At 73.9% G+C, this 14,082-nt stretch carries 15 protein-coding genes; 9 read left to right on the forward strand and 6 right to left on the reverse strand.

From position 1 onward, the window contains the following. Positions 1-256: 256 nt before the first annotated feature. Together IE124_RS06835 and IE124_RS06840 are read left to right on the forward strand one after the other, a co-directional pair. Positions 257-820 (forward strand): methylated-DNA--[protein]-cysteine S-methyltransferase, encoded by a 564-nt coding sequence (locus IE124_RS06835; protein WP_189505836.1) that lies wholly within the window; start codon positions 257-259, stop codon positions 818-820. Between the two features lie 80 nt (positions 821-900). Next, a complete protein-coding gene (locus IE124_RS06840) occupies positions 901-2,193 on the forward strand; it encodes an MFS transporter (protein ID WP_189505837.1) in 1,293 nt (430 codons plus the stop codon). 29 nt (positions 2,194-2,222) lie between these two features. Here IE124_RS06840 and IE124_RS06845 read toward each other — a convergent pair whose 3' ends face one another. The 4 genes from IE124_RS06845 to IE124_RS06860 form a co-directional block, all read right to left on the reverse strand. After that, entirely contained in the window at positions 2,223-3,221 is a 999-nt protein-coding gene (locus IE124_RS06845) for a TolB family protein (protein ID WP_189505838.1), read from the reverse strand. A 3-nt stretch (positions 3,222-3,224) separates the two neighbouring features. After that, entirely contained in the window at positions 3,225-4,628 is a 1,404-nt protein-coding gene (locus tag IE124_RS06850) for an MFS transporter (RefSeq protein WP_189505839.1), read from the reverse strand. Continuing rightward, on the reverse strand, positions 4,628-5,998 hold the full coding sequence (locus IE124_RS06855) for a discoidin domain-containing protein (protein ID WP_189505840.1): 1,371 nt from the start codon (positions 5,996-5,998) through the stop codon (positions 4,628-4,630). The genes IE124_RS06850 and IE124_RS06855 overlap by 1 nt, the downstream gene beginning before the upstream one ends. Before the next feature lie 272 nt (positions 5,999-6,270). Then, entirely contained in the window at positions 6,271-6,627 is a 357-nt protein-coding gene (locus IE124_RS06860; RefSeq protein WP_024761994.1) for a cupin domain-containing protein, read from the reverse strand. Positions 6,628-6,909: 282 nt separating this feature from the next. Here IE124_RS06860 and IE124_RS06865 point away from each other — a divergent pair, with 282 nt between their 5' ends. Next, positions 6,910-7,929, forward strand: coding sequence for a pseudouridine-5'-phosphate glycosidase (locus IE124_RS06865; protein WP_229832231.1), 1,020 nt, complete (start codon positions 6,910-6,912; stop codon positions 7,927-7,929). Beyond that, complete coding sequence (locus tag IE124_RS06870; protein ID WP_189505841.1) at positions 7,926-8,840, forward strand: carbohydrate kinase family protein; 915 nt, start codon at positions 7,926-7,928, stop codon at positions 8,838-8,840. The genes IE124_RS06865 and IE124_RS06870 overlap by 4 nt, the downstream gene beginning before the upstream one ends. A gap of 95 nt (positions 8,841-8,935) precedes the next feature. Here IE124_RS06870 and IE124_RS06875 read toward each other — a convergent pair whose 3' ends face one another. Then, complete coding sequence (locus IE124_RS06875; RefSeq protein ID WP_189506417.1) at positions 8,936-9,577, reverse strand: nucleoside/nucleotide kinase family protein; 642 nt, start codon at positions 9,575-9,577, stop codon at positions 8,936-8,938. 96 nt (positions 9,578-9,673) lie between these two features. Between IE124_RS06875 and IE124_RS06880 the strand changes: the two genes are divergently transcribed. Together IE124_RS06880 and IE124_RS06885 are read left to right on the forward strand one after the other, a co-directional pair. Beyond that, complete coding sequence (locus tag IE124_RS06880) at positions 9,674-10,426, forward strand: SDR family NAD(P)-dependent oxidoreductase (protein WP_189505842.1); 753 nt, start codon at positions 9,674-9,676, stop codon at positions 10,424-10,426. A gap of 26 nt (positions 10,427-10,452) precedes the next feature. Next, entirely contained in the window at positions 10,453-10,893 is a 441-nt protein-coding gene (locus tag IE124_RS06885) for a MerR family transcriptional regulator (protein WP_195826274.1), read from the forward strand. Here IE124_RS06885 and IE124_RS06890 read toward each other — a convergent pair. Next, the gene (locus IE124_RS06890) at positions 10,847-11,494 is read right to left on the reverse strand and encodes a winged helix-turn-helix transcriptional regulator (RefSeq protein WP_189505847.1); all 648 of its coding nucleotides are present in this window, start codon (positions 11,492-11,494) and stop codon (positions 10,847-10,849) included. The two genes, IE124_RS06885 and IE124_RS06890, sit on opposite strands and share 47 nt — an antisense overlap. A 91-nt stretch (positions 11,495-11,585) precedes the next feature. Here IE124_RS06890 and IE124_RS06895 point away from each other — a divergent pair, with 91 nt between their 5' ends. The 3 genes from IE124_RS06895 (at position 11,586) to IE124_RS06905 (ending at position 14,067) form a co-directional block, all read left to right on the forward strand. Next, positions 11,586-12,797 carry a pyridoxal phosphate-dependent aminotransferase gene (locus IE124_RS06895; RefSeq protein WP_055644146.1) on the forward strand — a complete coding sequence of 404 codons (1,212 nt, stop codon included), beginning with the start codon at positions 11,586-11,588 and terminating at the stop codon, positions 12,795-12,797. 108 nt (positions 12,798-12,905) lie between these two features. Next, the gene (gene kilB, locus IE124_RS06900; protein WP_189505849.1) at positions 12,906-13,364 is read left to right on the forward strand and encodes a plasmid transfer protein KilB; all 459 of its coding nucleotides are present in this window, start codon (positions 12,906-12,908) and stop codon (positions 13,362-13,364) included. A 13-nt stretch (positions 13,365-13,377) separates the two neighbouring features. Beyond that, on the forward strand, positions 13,378-14,067 hold the full coding sequence (locus IE124_RS06905) for a DUF2293 domain-containing protein (protein WP_189505851.1): 690 nt from the start codon (positions 13,378-13,380) through the stop codon (positions 14,065-14,067). Positions 14,068-14,082 lie beyond the last annotated feature (15 nt).

The raw sequence follows: 14,082 nt of genomic DNA on the forward strand, positions 1-14,082 counted from the left end.
CGTCCGAAAACAGTCGGTACCGCTGGGTAGTACTACCGGGGCGAGATTATGGCGCGCCTGGAGCCTCGCGACCACGTGACCGGGGAATTTCCACTCGTGAGACCGGAGCGAGACCGGTCCGTGATCTACGAAGGGGCCCGACGCCGGCTCCGTGACGGCTCCGGCCCCCGCGTCCCGACCGGGTCGGGCCCTCTTGTCCCGACCGGGTCGGGCCCGCTCCGGTCGCTTGTCGGTGGCGGGTCGTACCGTGGGCGGCATGGACATCGAAGCGGAGCCGACGGGCGGCGAGCCGGCCGTCGCAGTGGAGTGGACGGTCGTGGAGAGCGACATCGGTCCGCTCTTCCTCGCCGCGACCGGGCGGGGCCTGGTGCGGGTCGAGTTCCACGCCGACGCGGAGCGGCGGGTACAGATGCTCGACCGCCTCCGCGGGCGGTTCGGGGTGGAGCCGGTGGAATGCGCCTCGGGGCTGCTGGCCGAGGCGATACGCCGGCTCGACGCGTACTTCGCGGGCGACCCGCGCGCCTTCGACCTGCCGCTGGACTGGAGCCTGACGTCCGGCTTCAACCGGCAGGTGCTGCGCGAGCTGACGACCGTCCCGTACGGCACGGTCGTGGGGTACGGGGAGCTGGCGCGGCGCGTGGGGCAGCCGGGTGCGGCGCAGGCGGTCGGAGCGGCGATGGGCGCCAATCCGCTGCCCGTGGTGGTGCCGTGCCACCGGGTGGTGGAGAGCGACGGCGGGCTCGGGGGCTTCGGGGGCGGGCTCGAGACGAAGCGGCAGCTGCTGGCACTGGAGGGTGTGCTGCCCGCGCCGCTGTTCTGAACCGGACGAGGGGACGGACGACGAGGGGGACGATGAGGGGGACGTTCCCATCGGATGGGACGACTGGCACACTCACGTAAGTGACCAGCTCCCCCGACGCCCCTGACGTCACCCTGCCCGACGGGATATCCGCTCCCGTCACCGCGGCCGAACTCCCCGCGCTGCGCCGACGGGTCCAGGCCGTGCTCATCGCCACCCAGATCCTGGGCGGTCTCGGCATCGCCATCGGCGTCGCGCTCGCCGCCGTCCTGGCCAAGGACGTCAGCGGTACGGAGGCGCTGTCCGGTCTCGCCTCCACGGCGACGGTCGCCGGTCCCGCGCTGCTCGCCATGCCGCTGGCCGCGCTGATGGCCTCGCGGGGGCGCCGGGCGGGTCTCGTCCTCGCGTACCTGCTCGGGGCGCTCGGTGCCGTGGTGGTCGTCGTCGGCGCGGCCGTCGAGAACTTCCCGCTGCTCCTCCTCGGCCTCGTCGGCTTCGGCGCCGGCTCCTCGGCCAACCTGGCGGCCCGCTTCGCCGCCGCGGACCTGGCCGAGCCCGACCACAGGGCCCGGGCCATCTCCACCGTGGTCTGGGCGACCACGATCGGGGCGGTGCTCGGGCCGAACATCGCCGCGCCCGCCGGGGAGAGCGTGTCCGGCCTGGGCATCCCCGCCACCGCCGGCCCCTTCGTCTGGGCCGCCGGCGTCTTCGTCCTCTCGGCCGCGGTCGTCGCCGTCCTCCTGCGCCCGGACCCCCTGCTCACCGCCCGCGCGCTCGCGGATCCCGGGTCGGCCGAGGAGCCGGAGGGCCGCTCCCTTCGCGCGGGGATGCGAGCGGTACGGGAGTCGCCCAAGGCCCGGCTCGCCCTGGTCACCGTCGCCGCCTCGCACACCGCGATGGTCTCGATCATGTCGATGACCCCGGTCGCGCTGACCCACCACGGCGCGGGCATCCAGCTGATCGGTCTCGTGATCAGCGGGCACATCGCGGGCATGTACGCCTTCTCGCCCGTGATGGGCTGGCTGTCCGACCGGCTGGGCCGGCTGTCGGTGATCGGGCTCGCCGTCGGGCTGATCGCCGTGGCGGCGCTCATCGCGGGCACGGCGGGGCCGAGCCACGGCCGGACGGCCCTGGGGCTCTTCGTCCTCGGCCTCGGCTGGTCCGCCGGCCTGGTGTCCGGCTCGGCGCTGCTCACCGACTCGGTGCCGCAGGCCGCGCGGGCGGCCGTCCAGGGGCTCTCCGACTTCGTGATGAACACGGCCGCCGGCCTCGGCGGGCTCGCGGCGGGCCTGATCGTCTCGCAGGCGGGCTACGGGCCGCTCAACGCGATCGCCGCGTGCCTGCTGCTGCCGATGGCGGCGCTCGCGGTCCGCGGCGCCCTCCGGAAGGCCTGAACCGGGCACGGCGGCCGGCGGCTCGCCGGTCAGCGCGGCAGCGCGGGTGACGAGGCGCCGCGCGCCAGCTGACGGGGCGCCCCCGTGCCGTCGGCGGGTACGGACCAGACCGCTCCCCCGTATCCGTACGCGAGCGTCTCGGGATCCGTCCACAGGGCCTGGTCGTCGATGCCGCGCCGCTCGGCGACGGGGTGCTCCCGTCCGGAGCGCAGGTCGTACACGTACAGCCGCCACGGCTCGCGCGGGCCTTCGGAGACCCGCTTCTTGAAGGCGAGACGGGTGCCGTCCGGGGAGAGCGACGGGCATTCGACGTTCTCCCGCAGGGTCCGGGCCGACCAGTTCGCCATGTCTCCCTCGACGAGATGGGTGCGCCCGTCCGTCGATACGGTGGCGTAGAAGCGGTTGTCGTCGGCGGCGAAGGAGACGCCCCAGTAGTTGACGTCGGGGGCGTGGTACCGGCGTCCGTCGAGGGTCAGCGGAATCTGCTCGATGTTCTTCACCAGGTATCCCGTGCGCAGGTCGAGGATGGACGTGCGGGTGGAGAAGGACGAGCGCGCGTAGGAGTCGCCGGTCGCGAACATCGTCCAGGAGAGCATCCGTCCCGAGGCGGAGACCCGGGCCCGGCTGGGGATGCCCGGGAGGGCGATCCGGCGCGTCTCGCGCAGCCTGTCGTCGAGCACCAGGGCGTACGAGCGGGCCGGCACGCCCGGTCGGCGCACGAGGCAGAGCGCGGTGGGCCCGGCCGCGTGGAAGCGGTCGCAGGCCGGCCCGCCGGCCACCCGGCCGCCGGACGCGGACGGGTCCAGGCGGGCGACGCGTCCGGTCGCGGTGTCCCTGAAGTGGAGCGCGCCGGGACGGCTCCCGTCGAGTGTGAAGCCGGCCACCGGGGTGACGATGGCCCCGGCCTGCCGCCCGGAGGCCGCCCGCAGGGTGTAGGCGGTCGCTCCACCGCCCAGCAGCACGAGCGCGAGGACGAGGATCCACGCGCGCGCGTGGCGGGACAGACGGGCATCGGTCTCGGCGTGCATGGGTCAGTCCTCTCGGAGGGGCGTGGGTCCGGCGGGCGGGAGACCGGCGGTGGGCGTGCTCGCGGAAAGCGACGGGCTCTCGTCGGGCGGAGGACTCATGGTGGGTGGGTCGCTCGCAGGCGGGTCGCTCGCGGGCAGGTCGCTCGCGGGCAGGAATCGGGCGGCGCAGCAGAGGGCCGCGGCGAGGGCCAGGCCCGCCGCGACGAGCGCCGCGCTCGGCCCGCTCGCCGTCCAGACGGCCCCGAACGCGACGGCGGCGCCGAGCCGGGCCAGCGCCTGCGCGGTCTGTACGAGCGCGAGGCCGCCCGCCTGGTGCCCCTGGGCGAGGAAGGGGCCGGTCAGAGCCATCAGGACGCCGTCGGTGGCCGCGTAGAAGGTGCCGATGAGCACGAGCACTCCCCCGAGGAGGAGGACGTCCGTCACGGGGGCGAGGAGCAGCCCGTACGCGAGGAGCAGGGCCCCGTGCCCGTACAGGAACGGCCTGCGCCGGCCGACGCGGTCGGCGAGGCGGCCCGCCGGGACGGCGAGCAGCAGATAGACGCCGGCGGCACCGAGCGGCAGGAACGGGAACCAGGTGGCGTCGAGTTCGAGCCGCTGCTGGAGCAGCAGGTAGAGGAAGGCGTCGCCGACCGTGGCGGCGCCGAGGAGGCCGGCGCAGAGGAGGATCCGCCGGTACGCGGGCGAGCGCAGCGCGGTGAGGACCCCGCCACGCGCGCGTGGCGCCGCTTCGGCGGCGGCGCGGGGACCCGGCGCCGCCGGCGGCCGCAGCGGCTTCGGGTTTCGCCGCCGACCCGGGACGCACAGCACCCACAGCAGGACGCCGAAGGCCCCGACGCAGAAGCTGACGGCGAAGACCGCCTCGTACGCCTCCGCCGTGGCCCACAGGAGGGTGAAGGCTGCCAGCGGGCCGAGGAGGGCACCGGTGGTGTCCATGGCGCGGTGGGTGCCGAAGGCGCGGCCCAGCTCCTCGGGCGGGCTGTGCAGGGTGATGAGCGCGTCGCGCGGAGCCGTGCGGACGCCCTTGCCGAGCCGGTCGGCGGCGATGGCCCCCGCGATCCCGCCGGCCGAGCCGCCCGCGAGGAGGAGGCCGAGCCGGGAGCAGGCGGAGAGGGCGTAGCCGAGGCCCCCGACCTGCTTGTGGCGTCCTCCGCGGTCGGCGGTGGCGCCGCCGAGGATCCGGACGAGCGCGGTGGCGCCGGTGGAGAGCCCGTCGAGCAGCCCGAACTGGAGCGGGGAGAGGCCGAGTCCGACGACGAGGTAGAGCGGCAGCACGGCGGTGACCATCTCCGAGGAGATGTCGGTGACCAGGCTGACCGCGCCGAGCGCGAGGACGGTGCCCGGGACGCGCCGCCTGCCCCGCGAGGGGGCGGGCGGCGCGTCGCGGCGACCGGTGGTCGCGAGGTACATCAGTGGCAGGTGTAGGTCGGGCCGGAGTCCTTGACCTGGTTGTCGGTGCCGACGTACTGCCAGGTGTAGGTGGTGTCGGTGAGGTCCAGCTTCAGGACGCCGTAAGGGCCGCTGATGCGCTTCTGGCTGTTCGGCTGGACCGTCTCGATGTCGTAGGGCTCGGCGCCGCCCATGCCACCGACGATCTCGACGATGCCGTCGGCGGTGGCCCGCCCTTCGGGGTCCTGCGGGGCGAAGCGCTCGTAGTGGTGGTCGTGTCCGTTGAGCACCAGGTCGGCCTTGGCGCCGTAGAGGATCTTCCATACGGGCTTGGAGACCGGGTCGTTGCCGTGGCCGCCGGAGGAGTACAGCGGGTGGTGGAAGTAGGCGGCGAGGCAGCCCTTGGTGTTCCGCGCGAGGTCGTCCTTGAGCCACTGGATCTGCGCGGGGTCGTCGAAGGAGTTGGAGTCGAGGGCGACGAAGTGCCAGTTGCCCTGGTCGTAGCTGTAGTAGGGCTTCCCCTGCGGGTAGGCGATCGCTCCGAAGTACGACTTGTAGCCGGCGAGCGGGCCGGCTGGGTCGTAGGTCTCGTGGTTGCCGGGCACGGGCCGGGTCTTCGCCTTGAAGGCGCCCCACGTCTTGTCGTAGTAGTTGCGGAAGTCGGAGAGCAGGGCGTCGTCGTACTGGTTGTCGCCCATGGTCAGGTAGAAGGACGGGGCGATCCGCTGCGCGAGAGCCGCCGTCTTGGGGTGGGCGCAGGAGCTGCTGGACGCCGTGCACTGGGCGGCGATGTCCCCGGCCGCGACGACGGTGAAGGCGCCGGTGGGCGGGGGCGTGGTGGTGGTCGTGCCGTAGACCTCGACCGTGAAGAGGGAGTAGCCGTACGAGGTGCCGCGGGCGGTGCCGTAGACGCGCAGGTATCGGCCCTGGCCGGTGAGTCCGGTCCAGTCGTCCGTGGCGCCGTTGCCGGCGGTCTCGGTGGCGAGGCGGGTCCAGGTGGTGCCGTCGGCGGAGATCTCGACGCGGTAGGCCTTGGCGTAGGCGGCCTCCCAGACGAGCTTGACGCGGGAGACGGTGGCGCCGGCGCCGAGGTCGACCCGGATCCATTGCGGGTCGACGCCCTCGGCGCTGGCCCAGCGGGTGGTGGAGACGCCGTCGAAGGCCTTCTCCGGGCCGAAGGTGCTGTCCTCGACGGAGGAGGAGGTGGCCGGCCGGCCCTGGGAGATCAGTGTGTCGGCGGCGGCACCGGCCCGGTCCGGGTGGGCGAGCAGGAGTCCGCCGACGAGCAGCAGGACGGCGGTGAGGACGAGGGTCAGACGGGTGGTGGTGAAGGGGCTCGTGAGGGTGGTGGTCGGGGTGCTGCGCGGTGGTGTGGAGGCGAACAGGCGCATACCTGGGCTCCCTGGCCTGGGGGGTCGGCGAGAGCTGGACACCGGTGCGGAGCACGACGGCCCGGCCGCGTGGCGATTCGGGCGCCACGCGGCGGGGTGGTGCTCGGCGGCCGGGTCAGAGCTCTCGCTGAGCGCGTCACGCCCATGGGGTCGGGCGCCGCGCCAAGCCGCTGGCCGGGATGCTAGCCGATAGGAAGGTTTCCTACCAGACTCTCGACTCCCCCTCGCCCGCGCGGAGTTCGTGCCCACCGTCACGGGCACCCCAGGAGGCGTCAGAGGCTGATGTGGTACGCCTTGCGGAGGGTCTCGTGCACGGTCCAGGTCGTCCGGTCGCCCTCACGCAGCACGCACGCGTCGCCGGGGCCGATCTCCAGGGTCTCCCCGCCCTCGACGGCGACGGTCGCCCGTCCGCTGACCACCACGAAGAGCTCGTTGGCCTCGGTGTCGGTGACGACGCCGGGCGTGATCTGCCAGATGCCGCGCACCTGCTTCCCGTCGGCGGACTCCCACAGCACCTTGCCCGTCACCTCGGGCGTGCCGGAGACGATCTGGGCGGGGTCGAGAGGGTCCGCCTCGAGCTCCGCGTCGGGGATGTGCACGGCGAAGGAAGGCGCGTCATGTGTCGTCATGGGCGGTGACTGTAGCGGGGGTCCGGAGCCGCCCGAGGACCGGGATCTGATGGAACATGGCACTCCGCTTCGCCTCCTACCAGGCGACTTACCCGCACACGACGACGGCAACGGATTCCGTACCGCGCTCCCGGTGAGGCGCGCCGGGGCTCGCGGCGGTCCCCGGCCGCGGAAGCGGAGCTGTCGTCACGGATTCCGCAGCGGTGGCCGACGGTGGCGCGGTGTGTGGCAGGAGCTCGCCACCGAGGTTTGCGGGGCCCGTGGTCGCGCCAGGAATGGGACATGTCCACACAGGTGTCCGAAGAGGTACGGGAGGCGCTCCACGAGGGGCGCCCCGTCGTCGCGCTGGAATCGACGATCATCGCCCACGGCCTGCCCCGCCCGCGCAATTTGGCCGTCGCCCTGGAGCTGGAGGAGCTCGTACGGGCAGGGGGCGCCGTCCCGGCCACCGTCGCCGTGATCGACGGGACCGCCCGGGTCGGCCTGGACCGCGCGGCGCTGGTCCGGATCGCGGAGGACCCGGCGGTACGGAAGCTCGGCCACCGCGATCTGGCCCCGGCCCTGGCGACCGGAGTGACCGGGGCGACGACCGTCTCGGCGACGGCGTGGCTCGCGGACGCGGCGGGCATACGGGTGTTCGCGACGGGCGGCCTCGGCGGCGTGCACCGCGAGTGGAGCGAGACCCAGGACGAGTCGGCCGACCTGCGCCTGCTCGCCGAGGTCGGGATCACGGTGGTGTGCGCCGGGGTGAAGTCGATCCTCGACGTGCCGGCGACGCTGCAGCGCCTGGAGACTCTGGGGGTGACGGTCGTCGGGTACGGCACGGAGCACTTCCCCGGGTTCTACCTGTCCTCCTCGGGCGAGCCCGTCGACTGGACCCTGCGGAGCCCGGAGGAGGTGGCGGCGGTCATACGGGCCCAGGACGCGCTCGGCGGGCGGCAGGCCGCGCTCGTCGTGGCCAACCCGGTCCCGGAGGCGGAGCAGTTGGACCCGGCGCTCCACGCCCGGGTCCTCGCGCGGGGGCTCGCGGCGGCGAAGGAGAAGGCGATCACGGGTCAGGCCGTGACGCCGTTCCTGCTCGAATATCTGACGGTGCACACGGAAGGGGCGTCCCTGGAGGCGAACCTCGCGGCGGTCCGGGGCAACGTCCGGCTCGCCGCCCGGATCGCGACGGCGTACGGCGCGGGGATACGGGGCACGGCGGCGCCGGGCGCGGGGGAACCGGACGCTGAGGCTCCCGGCTCTGGGGCTTCCGGCTCTGGGGCTTCCGGCTCTGCGGCTCCCGGCGCGGGCGGCCGGTGAGGCGGCCGGGGCGCGCGCTGCTGGTCGTCGGGGACGTGGTGACGGATGTCGTCGCCCGGCACCGGACGCCCCTCACCGCCGCGACGGACACGGCGGCGGAGATCCGGACCCTCCCGGGCGGCGCCGGAGCCAACGCGGCCTGCTGGGCCGTGCGTTCCGGCTGCGAGGACGTACGGCTGCTCGGCCGGGTCGGGACGGATGCGGCGGAGTGGCACGAGCGGGCGCTGAGACGGGCGGGGGTGCGCCCCCTGCTGGCCCAGGACGCCGAGGCGGCGACGGCCACCGTGATCGCGCTCGTCGACGCCTCGGCCGAGCGGACCTTCCTCACCGACAGCGGCGCCGCCCTGCGCCTCTCCCCCGCCGACTGGACGGCCGGCCTGCTCGACGGGGTGGCCGCCCTGCACCTGTCCGGCTATCTGTTCTTCGCCGGGACGAGCCGCGAGACGGCCCGACGCGCACTGCGGGACGCGCGGGAGGCGGGCGTCCCGGTGAGCGTGGATCCGGCATCTGCGGGGTTTCTCGCGGAGCTGGGGGTGGACGGGTTCCTGACGGCGACGGCGGGCGCCGACGTGCTGCTGCCCAATGCCGACGAGGCGCGGCTGCTCGCCGGTGGCCGAGAACCGGAGGCGGCGGCCGCGGAGCTGAGCCGACGTCATCCGCTGGTCGTGGTCACTCTCGGAGCGGCGGGCGCGCTGGTCGCCGAAGGCGGCGCGGTCACGGCACGGGTGACGGCGCCTCCGGTGCCCGCGGCGCTGCGGGTGGACTCGACGGGTGCGGGCGACGCCTTCACCGGGGCGTTCCTGGCGGCCCGGCTCGCGGGCGCGGATGCCGCGAAGGCCGCGGAGGCCGGGTGCCGCGCGGGCGCGGAGGCGGTCACTCTCGTGGGAGGCCGGCCCCCGGACTCCCCTTGACCTCGGACACCTCGGAGGCCCGGGCAGTCGCTACCGCCCCCCGTCAGTCCTTCCATTCATCCCCGTCAGACCCTCCCCCATCCCGTCCGTCGCTGTCAGTCCCCGCCGCCCAGCCCGGTCCAGGCCGGGTGGCGCGGGTCGTCGGCGCGTACGACGGCGTCGGCGGTCGCGGCGGGGCCGACCTCCGTCTCGTACCGCGCGAAGGCGGGCAGCGTCCAGGTCTCCTCGGTGCGCCGGGCGAGGGCGGCTGCCGAGAGACGCAGGTGCACGGTGAGGTCGAAGGGGAACCAGTGGCCGAGGAGGAACGGCCCGTGGAGCAGGAGCACTCCGCCGGGCGGCAGCGTCACGTACGGGCTGCGGGTCGCCCGGTCCGTGGCCGGATCCCACAGGTCGGGCAGCACGCGTCCGGTGCCGCCGGGTTCCAGCGGGGCGAAGACCTCGCGCCAGAGCGCCCCGACGTCGGTCCACCCGTCGTAGTACGCGTCGGGGTCCCGTTTCCCGTACTCGTACCGGAGGGAGGCCGGCCGCAGGAAGCCGCCGGTCCCGGCCACATGGACGGCTCTGCCGCGCGCCCGGAGCGCCTCGGCCAGGAGCCCGGCGAGCTCGCCGCCCGGGGCGGCGGGCGGCCCGTCGATGCCGACCTTGAGCCATGGCCCGCCGTCGCCGGGCGTGGCCGCGTCAAGGTGCGCGGCGAGCGTGCCGGCCAGCCGTTCCCAGGTGATCGCCTCGTATCGCATCCCACTCATCCTGCCCGCCCCTTCCCGCGTCCCGGCACATTCCGCGTCGTCACGGCTTGACCTTGTCACTGGCGTCACTGTTCGACCATCGGATTCATGGACACCACCTCACCCACCAGGGTCGTCGTCGTCACCGGCGCGGGCACCGGCATCGGCCGGGCCACGGCGCGCGCCTTCGCCGGACAGGGGGCGACGGTCGTCGCCGTCGGTCGCAGGAAGGAGCCGCTGCGGGAGACCGCCGAGGGGCACCCCGGGATCCACCGGTTGGTCGCGGACGTGACGGCGGAAGGAGCCGCCGAGCAGATCGTCGATGCGACCGTGACCGCCCATGGCGGCCTCGACGTCCTCGTCAACAACGCCGGGATCTCCTCGGGCGGCCCGCTCGGCACCCTCGACCGCTCCGTGATCGCCCCGCTCCTGGAGACGAACCTCGTCGCCCCCGTCCTCCTCACCCAGGCCGCCGTCCCCGCGCTCAAGGAGTCCCGGGGCGTGGTGGTGAACGTGTCGACGACGATCGGGCAGCGCGGCTGGCCCGCCAACTCCGTCTACCCGGCAACCAAGAGCGCCCTGGAGACCCTGACCCGGTGCTGGGCGCTGGAGCTCGCGCCCGCCGGAGTCCGTGTGGTGGCCGTCGCCCCCGGCGCGATCGACACCCCGATCGCCGACCACACGGGCCTCTCCCCCGAGCGGCTGGAGGCGCTGCGGGCGTGGCAGCTCGCGCACACCCCGCTGGGTCGCCTCGGCAGGCCCGAGGAGGTGGCCCGGGTGATCACCTCGCTCGCCGCGCCGGACGCCGGATTCCTGACCGGCGCCGTCGTGCCCGTCGACGGGGGCGCGCTGGTCACGTGATACGACTGCGGGCGGAGGTGGCGCCCTTGCGCATCGGTGAACTGGCCCGGCGGACAGGGGTGTCGCCGCGCGCGCTGCGCCACTACGAGCAGGCGGGACTGATCGCGTCGACCCGGGCGGACAACGGATACCGGGTGTACGGGGAAGGCGCTGTCGCGCGCGTGTCGAACATCCGGCACCTGCTGGCCGCCGGGCTCACGCTCGACGACGTGTCCGCGTTCCGCTCGTGCCTCGACGGGGACATCGCGTCGGCCGCGCCCTCCGCCCGCGGGCTGGAGATCGCCCGCGAGCGGCTGGCCGTCCTCGACGCGCGGATCGCGGCGCAGACGGAGGCCCGGAACCGGCTCGCGGCGGCCCTGGCGGAGTCGTATCCCGAGGTGTCAGCCACCCAGGGCGGCGCCCCCTCGGGCAGCGGGCAGGTCACACACAGGACGACGGGGTCGGTGCCGAGGTCGCGCCCGATGTGACGACGGCGCGCCCCGACTCGACCGCCGCCGCGAGCGTCAACTCGCCTTCCGCGAGGGCCCGGCAGGTCGCCGCGTCGGTCCGCAGCAGGGCGTCGGGGCCGTCGGCCGCACCGTCGCCGTACCCCACGGCGCCGTCACCGTCACCGCCGATCCGCACATGGAACTCCCCCTCGTCCAGGCTCACCTGGACGACCCCGGGGCCCAGCTCCGCGAGCGGTCCGAGGAGCGGGATCGCGTACCAGTGCGCGCGGACGGCGTCGGTCGGCCGCGGCTCGCCCAGGTCGGGTGCCCCCCACGCGGCGAGCGCACGCAGGACGGGCAGCAGGTCCCGGCCGCGCGGGGTGAGTTCGTACACGGACGCAGCGGCGGGCGGGGGCAGTCGGCGGCGGGTGACGAGCTCGGCGCCCTCCATGTCCTTGAGCCGCCCGGCGAGCATGTCCGTGCTGACGCCCGGAAGGTCGGCGTGGAGGTCGGTGTAGCGGCGCGGCCCGGCGAGGAGTTCGCGAACGACGAGCAGGGTCCAGCGGTCGCCGACGAGGTCGAGGGCGCGCGCTGCGGCGCAGTGCTGGTCGTAGCTGCGGCGGCGTGGCTGACGTGGCATGCGACGCAGTCTAGACATGTTGTTGGACTTTCCAAGCTCGAACTTGGTAAAACCAAGCAACACTGATTCCGGGGACCTGGGGAGGTCGGGCATGGAGTTCCGGCAGTCGAGCAAGCTGAGCGAGGTCTGCTACGAGATCCGCGGTCCGGTGATCGAGCACGCCAACGCGCTGGAGGAGGCGGGCCACAGCGTGCTGCGCCTCAACACCGGCAACCCCGCGCTCTTCGGCTTCGAGGCGCCCGAGGAGATCGTCCAGGACATGATCCGGATGCTCCCCAAGGCCCACGGCTACACGGACTCCCGCGGCATCCTCTCGGCCCGCCGCGCCGTCGCCCAGCGCTACCAGGCCATGGGTCTGCCCGAGGTCGACGTCGACGACGTCTTCCTCGGCAACGGCGTGTCGGAACTGGTCTCCATGGCCGTCCAGGCCCTCCTGGAGGACGGCGACGAAGTCCTGATCCCCGCCCCCGACTTCCCCCTCTGGACGGCGGTCACCACCCTCGCCGGCGGCAAGGCCGTGCACTACCTGTGCGACGAGTCGGCCGACTGGTACCCGGACCTCGACGACATGGCGTCGAAGATCACCGACCGGACCCGGGCCGTCGTCATCATCAACCCCAACAACCCCACCGGTGCGGTCTACCCGAAGGAGATCGTCGAGGGAATCCTCGATCTCGCCCGCCGCCACGGCCTGATGGTCTTCGCCGACGAGATCTACGACCAGATCGTCTACGACGAAGCCGTCCACTACCCGGCCGCCTCCCTCGCCCCGGACCTGGTCGTCATGACCTTCGGCGGGCTCTCGAAGACGTACCGGGTGGCGGGTTTCCGCTCCGGCTGGCTGGTCGTCAGCGGCCCGAAGCAGCATGCCAGGAGCTACCTGGAGGGCCTCACCATGCTGGCCTCCATGCGCCTCTGCCCCAACGCCCCCGCCCAGTACGCCATCCAGGCCGCACTCGGCGGCCGGCAGTCGATCCACGAGCTCACCGCCCCCGGCGGCCGACTGCGCGAACAGCGCGACCGGGCCTGGGAGAAGCTCAACGAGATCCCCGGCGTCTCCTGCGTGAAACCGAAGGGCGCGCTGTACGCCTTCCCGCGCCTCGACCCCGCCGTGCACAAGATCCACGACGACGAGAAGTTCGTCCTCGACCTGCTGCTCCGGGAGAAGATCCAGGTCGTCCAGGGAACGGGCTTCAACTGGCCGCGCCCGGACCACTTCCGCATCCTGACCCTGCCGTACGCCGACGACCTCGACGCCGCCATCAGCCGCATCGGACGCTTCCTGAGCAGCTACCGCCAGTGACGTCACGCCCCCCGGCTGTCATGATCTGAGGGTCCGAAGGATCTTCGGACGCGGACGAGCGAACCGGCCGAGGGCTTCGGCCGGGGAAACGGGGAGGGCCGGCCGGTCATGGATGTGGCGCTGATAGCCGTGATGGGAACCCTGCTGGGCGTGGTGGCCACGCACTGGTTCCAGGGCCGGGCCACGGAGCGGACGGCCGCGCTCGCCCGGAACGAGCAATTGCGCCAGGAGCGGATCGAGACGTACAGCGCCTTCGCGGGCGCGGTCGTCGACTACCGGCACAGCCAGAACGACCGCTGGTTCCGGGCGTTCATGAAGCCCGGATCGAAGGAGGCGGAGGAGTCCCGACACGCCTCCTACCGACAGCGCACCGCCGCCCGGCAAGCCCTCTTCCGCGTCCAGTTGGTCTGCGACGACCCCGAGACCCGACGGCTCGCCGAGGCGGCCTTCGTGGAGTCCCACTGCATGCACGACGCGATCGACGAGGCGGATCGCGCCCGCCGTTCGGAGAGGGCGAAGGAGTCGCTCGCCACGTTCATCGCCGCCGCCGCGCCCGGCGTCCGCTGAGAGGAGGCCGGACGTGGACCTCGTCGCACCCGTCGTCGTGGAGCCGCTGCGGCGCCGCCGCTGCTCCGAGTGCCTCCGGGGACCGCTGGAGCGGATGGTCGTCGAGTTCAACGCACTCGTCTGCCTGGACTGCGCCGACCTGGGCCATCTCGTGTTCCTGCGCCGGGGGGACACGGCGCTCACCCGGCGCGCAAGGGAGGGCAGCACCCTCTGGGCGGTGGTGGTACGGCACAACAGGCGCCGTACACGGTACGAGCGTCAGGGCCTGCTCGTCGAAGAGGCGGCCCTGGCACGGGCGGAGGCGGCCTGCCTGGCGGACGCGGAGGCGCGGGCCAGACGACGGGCCCGGGACGCGGCGCGGCGGGCGGCGGGCGACGTCGAGATCACCGCGACCCTGCGGGCCGAGATCCTCCGCCTGTTCCCGTCCTGCCCGGGGGACCGGGCCACCGAGATCTCCGAGCACGCTTCGGCGAAGGGCAGCGGGCGCGTGGGGCGGACGGCCGCGGGCCGTTCGCTCGACCGGGGCGCCGTCACCGCCGCCGTACGGGCCTCCGTACGGCATGTCGACACGCCGTACGACAGCCTGCTGATGCGGGGTGTTCCCCGGCACCAGGCCCGGACGAGAGTCGCTCCCGCCATCGAGACGGTGCTCCGGGCCTGGCGCCACGGCGCCGAGGACACGCGCGGCCCGGGACGCGGCTGACGGCTCGGGTGTCAG

Origin of the sequence: Streptomyces narbonensis, from assembly GCF_014649015.1 — a bacterium.
Lineage (GTDB): Bacteria > Actinomycetota > Actinomycetes > Streptomycetales > Streptomycetaceae > Streptomyces > Streptomyces narbonensis.

Bases quoted from the DNA above. Each gene is read 5' to 3' on its own strand.
- IE124_RS06835 (WP_189505836.1), top strand. From the start codon at position 257: ATGGACATCGAAGCGGAGCCGACGGGCGGCGAGCCGGCCGTCGCAGTG.
- IE124_RS06845 (WP_189505838.1), bottom strand. From the start codon at position 3,221: ATGCACGCCGAGACCGATGCCCGTCTGTCCCGCCACGCGCGCGCGTGG.
- IE124_RS06850 (WP_189505839.1), bottom strand. From the start codon at position 4,628: ATGTACCTCGCGACCACCGGTCGCCGCGACGCGCCGCCCGCCCCCTCG.
- IE124_RS06855 (WP_189505840.1), bottom strand. From the start codon at position 5,998: ATGCGCCTGTTCGCCTCCACACCACCGCGCAGCACCCCGACCACCACC.
- IE124_RS06860 (WP_024761994.1), bottom strand. From the start codon at position 6,627: ATGACGACACATGACGCGCCTTCCTTCGCCGTGCACATCCCCGACGCG.
- IE124_RS06865 (WP_229832231.1), top strand. From the start codon at position 6,910: ATGTCCACACAGGTGTCCGAAGAGGTACGGGAGGCGCTCCACGAGGGG.
- IE124_RS06875 (WP_189506417.1), bottom strand. From the start codon at position 9,577: ATGCGATACGAGGCGATCACCTGGGAACGGCTGGCCGGCACGCTCGCC.
- IE124_RS06880 (WP_189505842.1), top strand. From the start codon at position 9,674: ATGGACACCACCTCACCCACCAGGGTCGTCGTCGTCACCGGCGCGGGC.
- IE124_RS06890 (WP_189505847.1), bottom strand. From the start codon at position 11,494: ATGCCACGTCAGCCACGCCGCCGCAGCTACGACCAGCACTGCGCCGCA.
- IE124_RS06895 (WP_055644146.1), top strand. From the start codon at position 11,586: ATGGAGTTCCGGCAGTCGAGCAAGCTGAGCGAGGTCTGCTACGAGATC.
- kilB (WP_189505849.1), top strand. From the start codon at position 12,906: ATGGATGTGGCGCTGATAGCCGTGATGGGAACCCTGCTGGGCGTGGTG.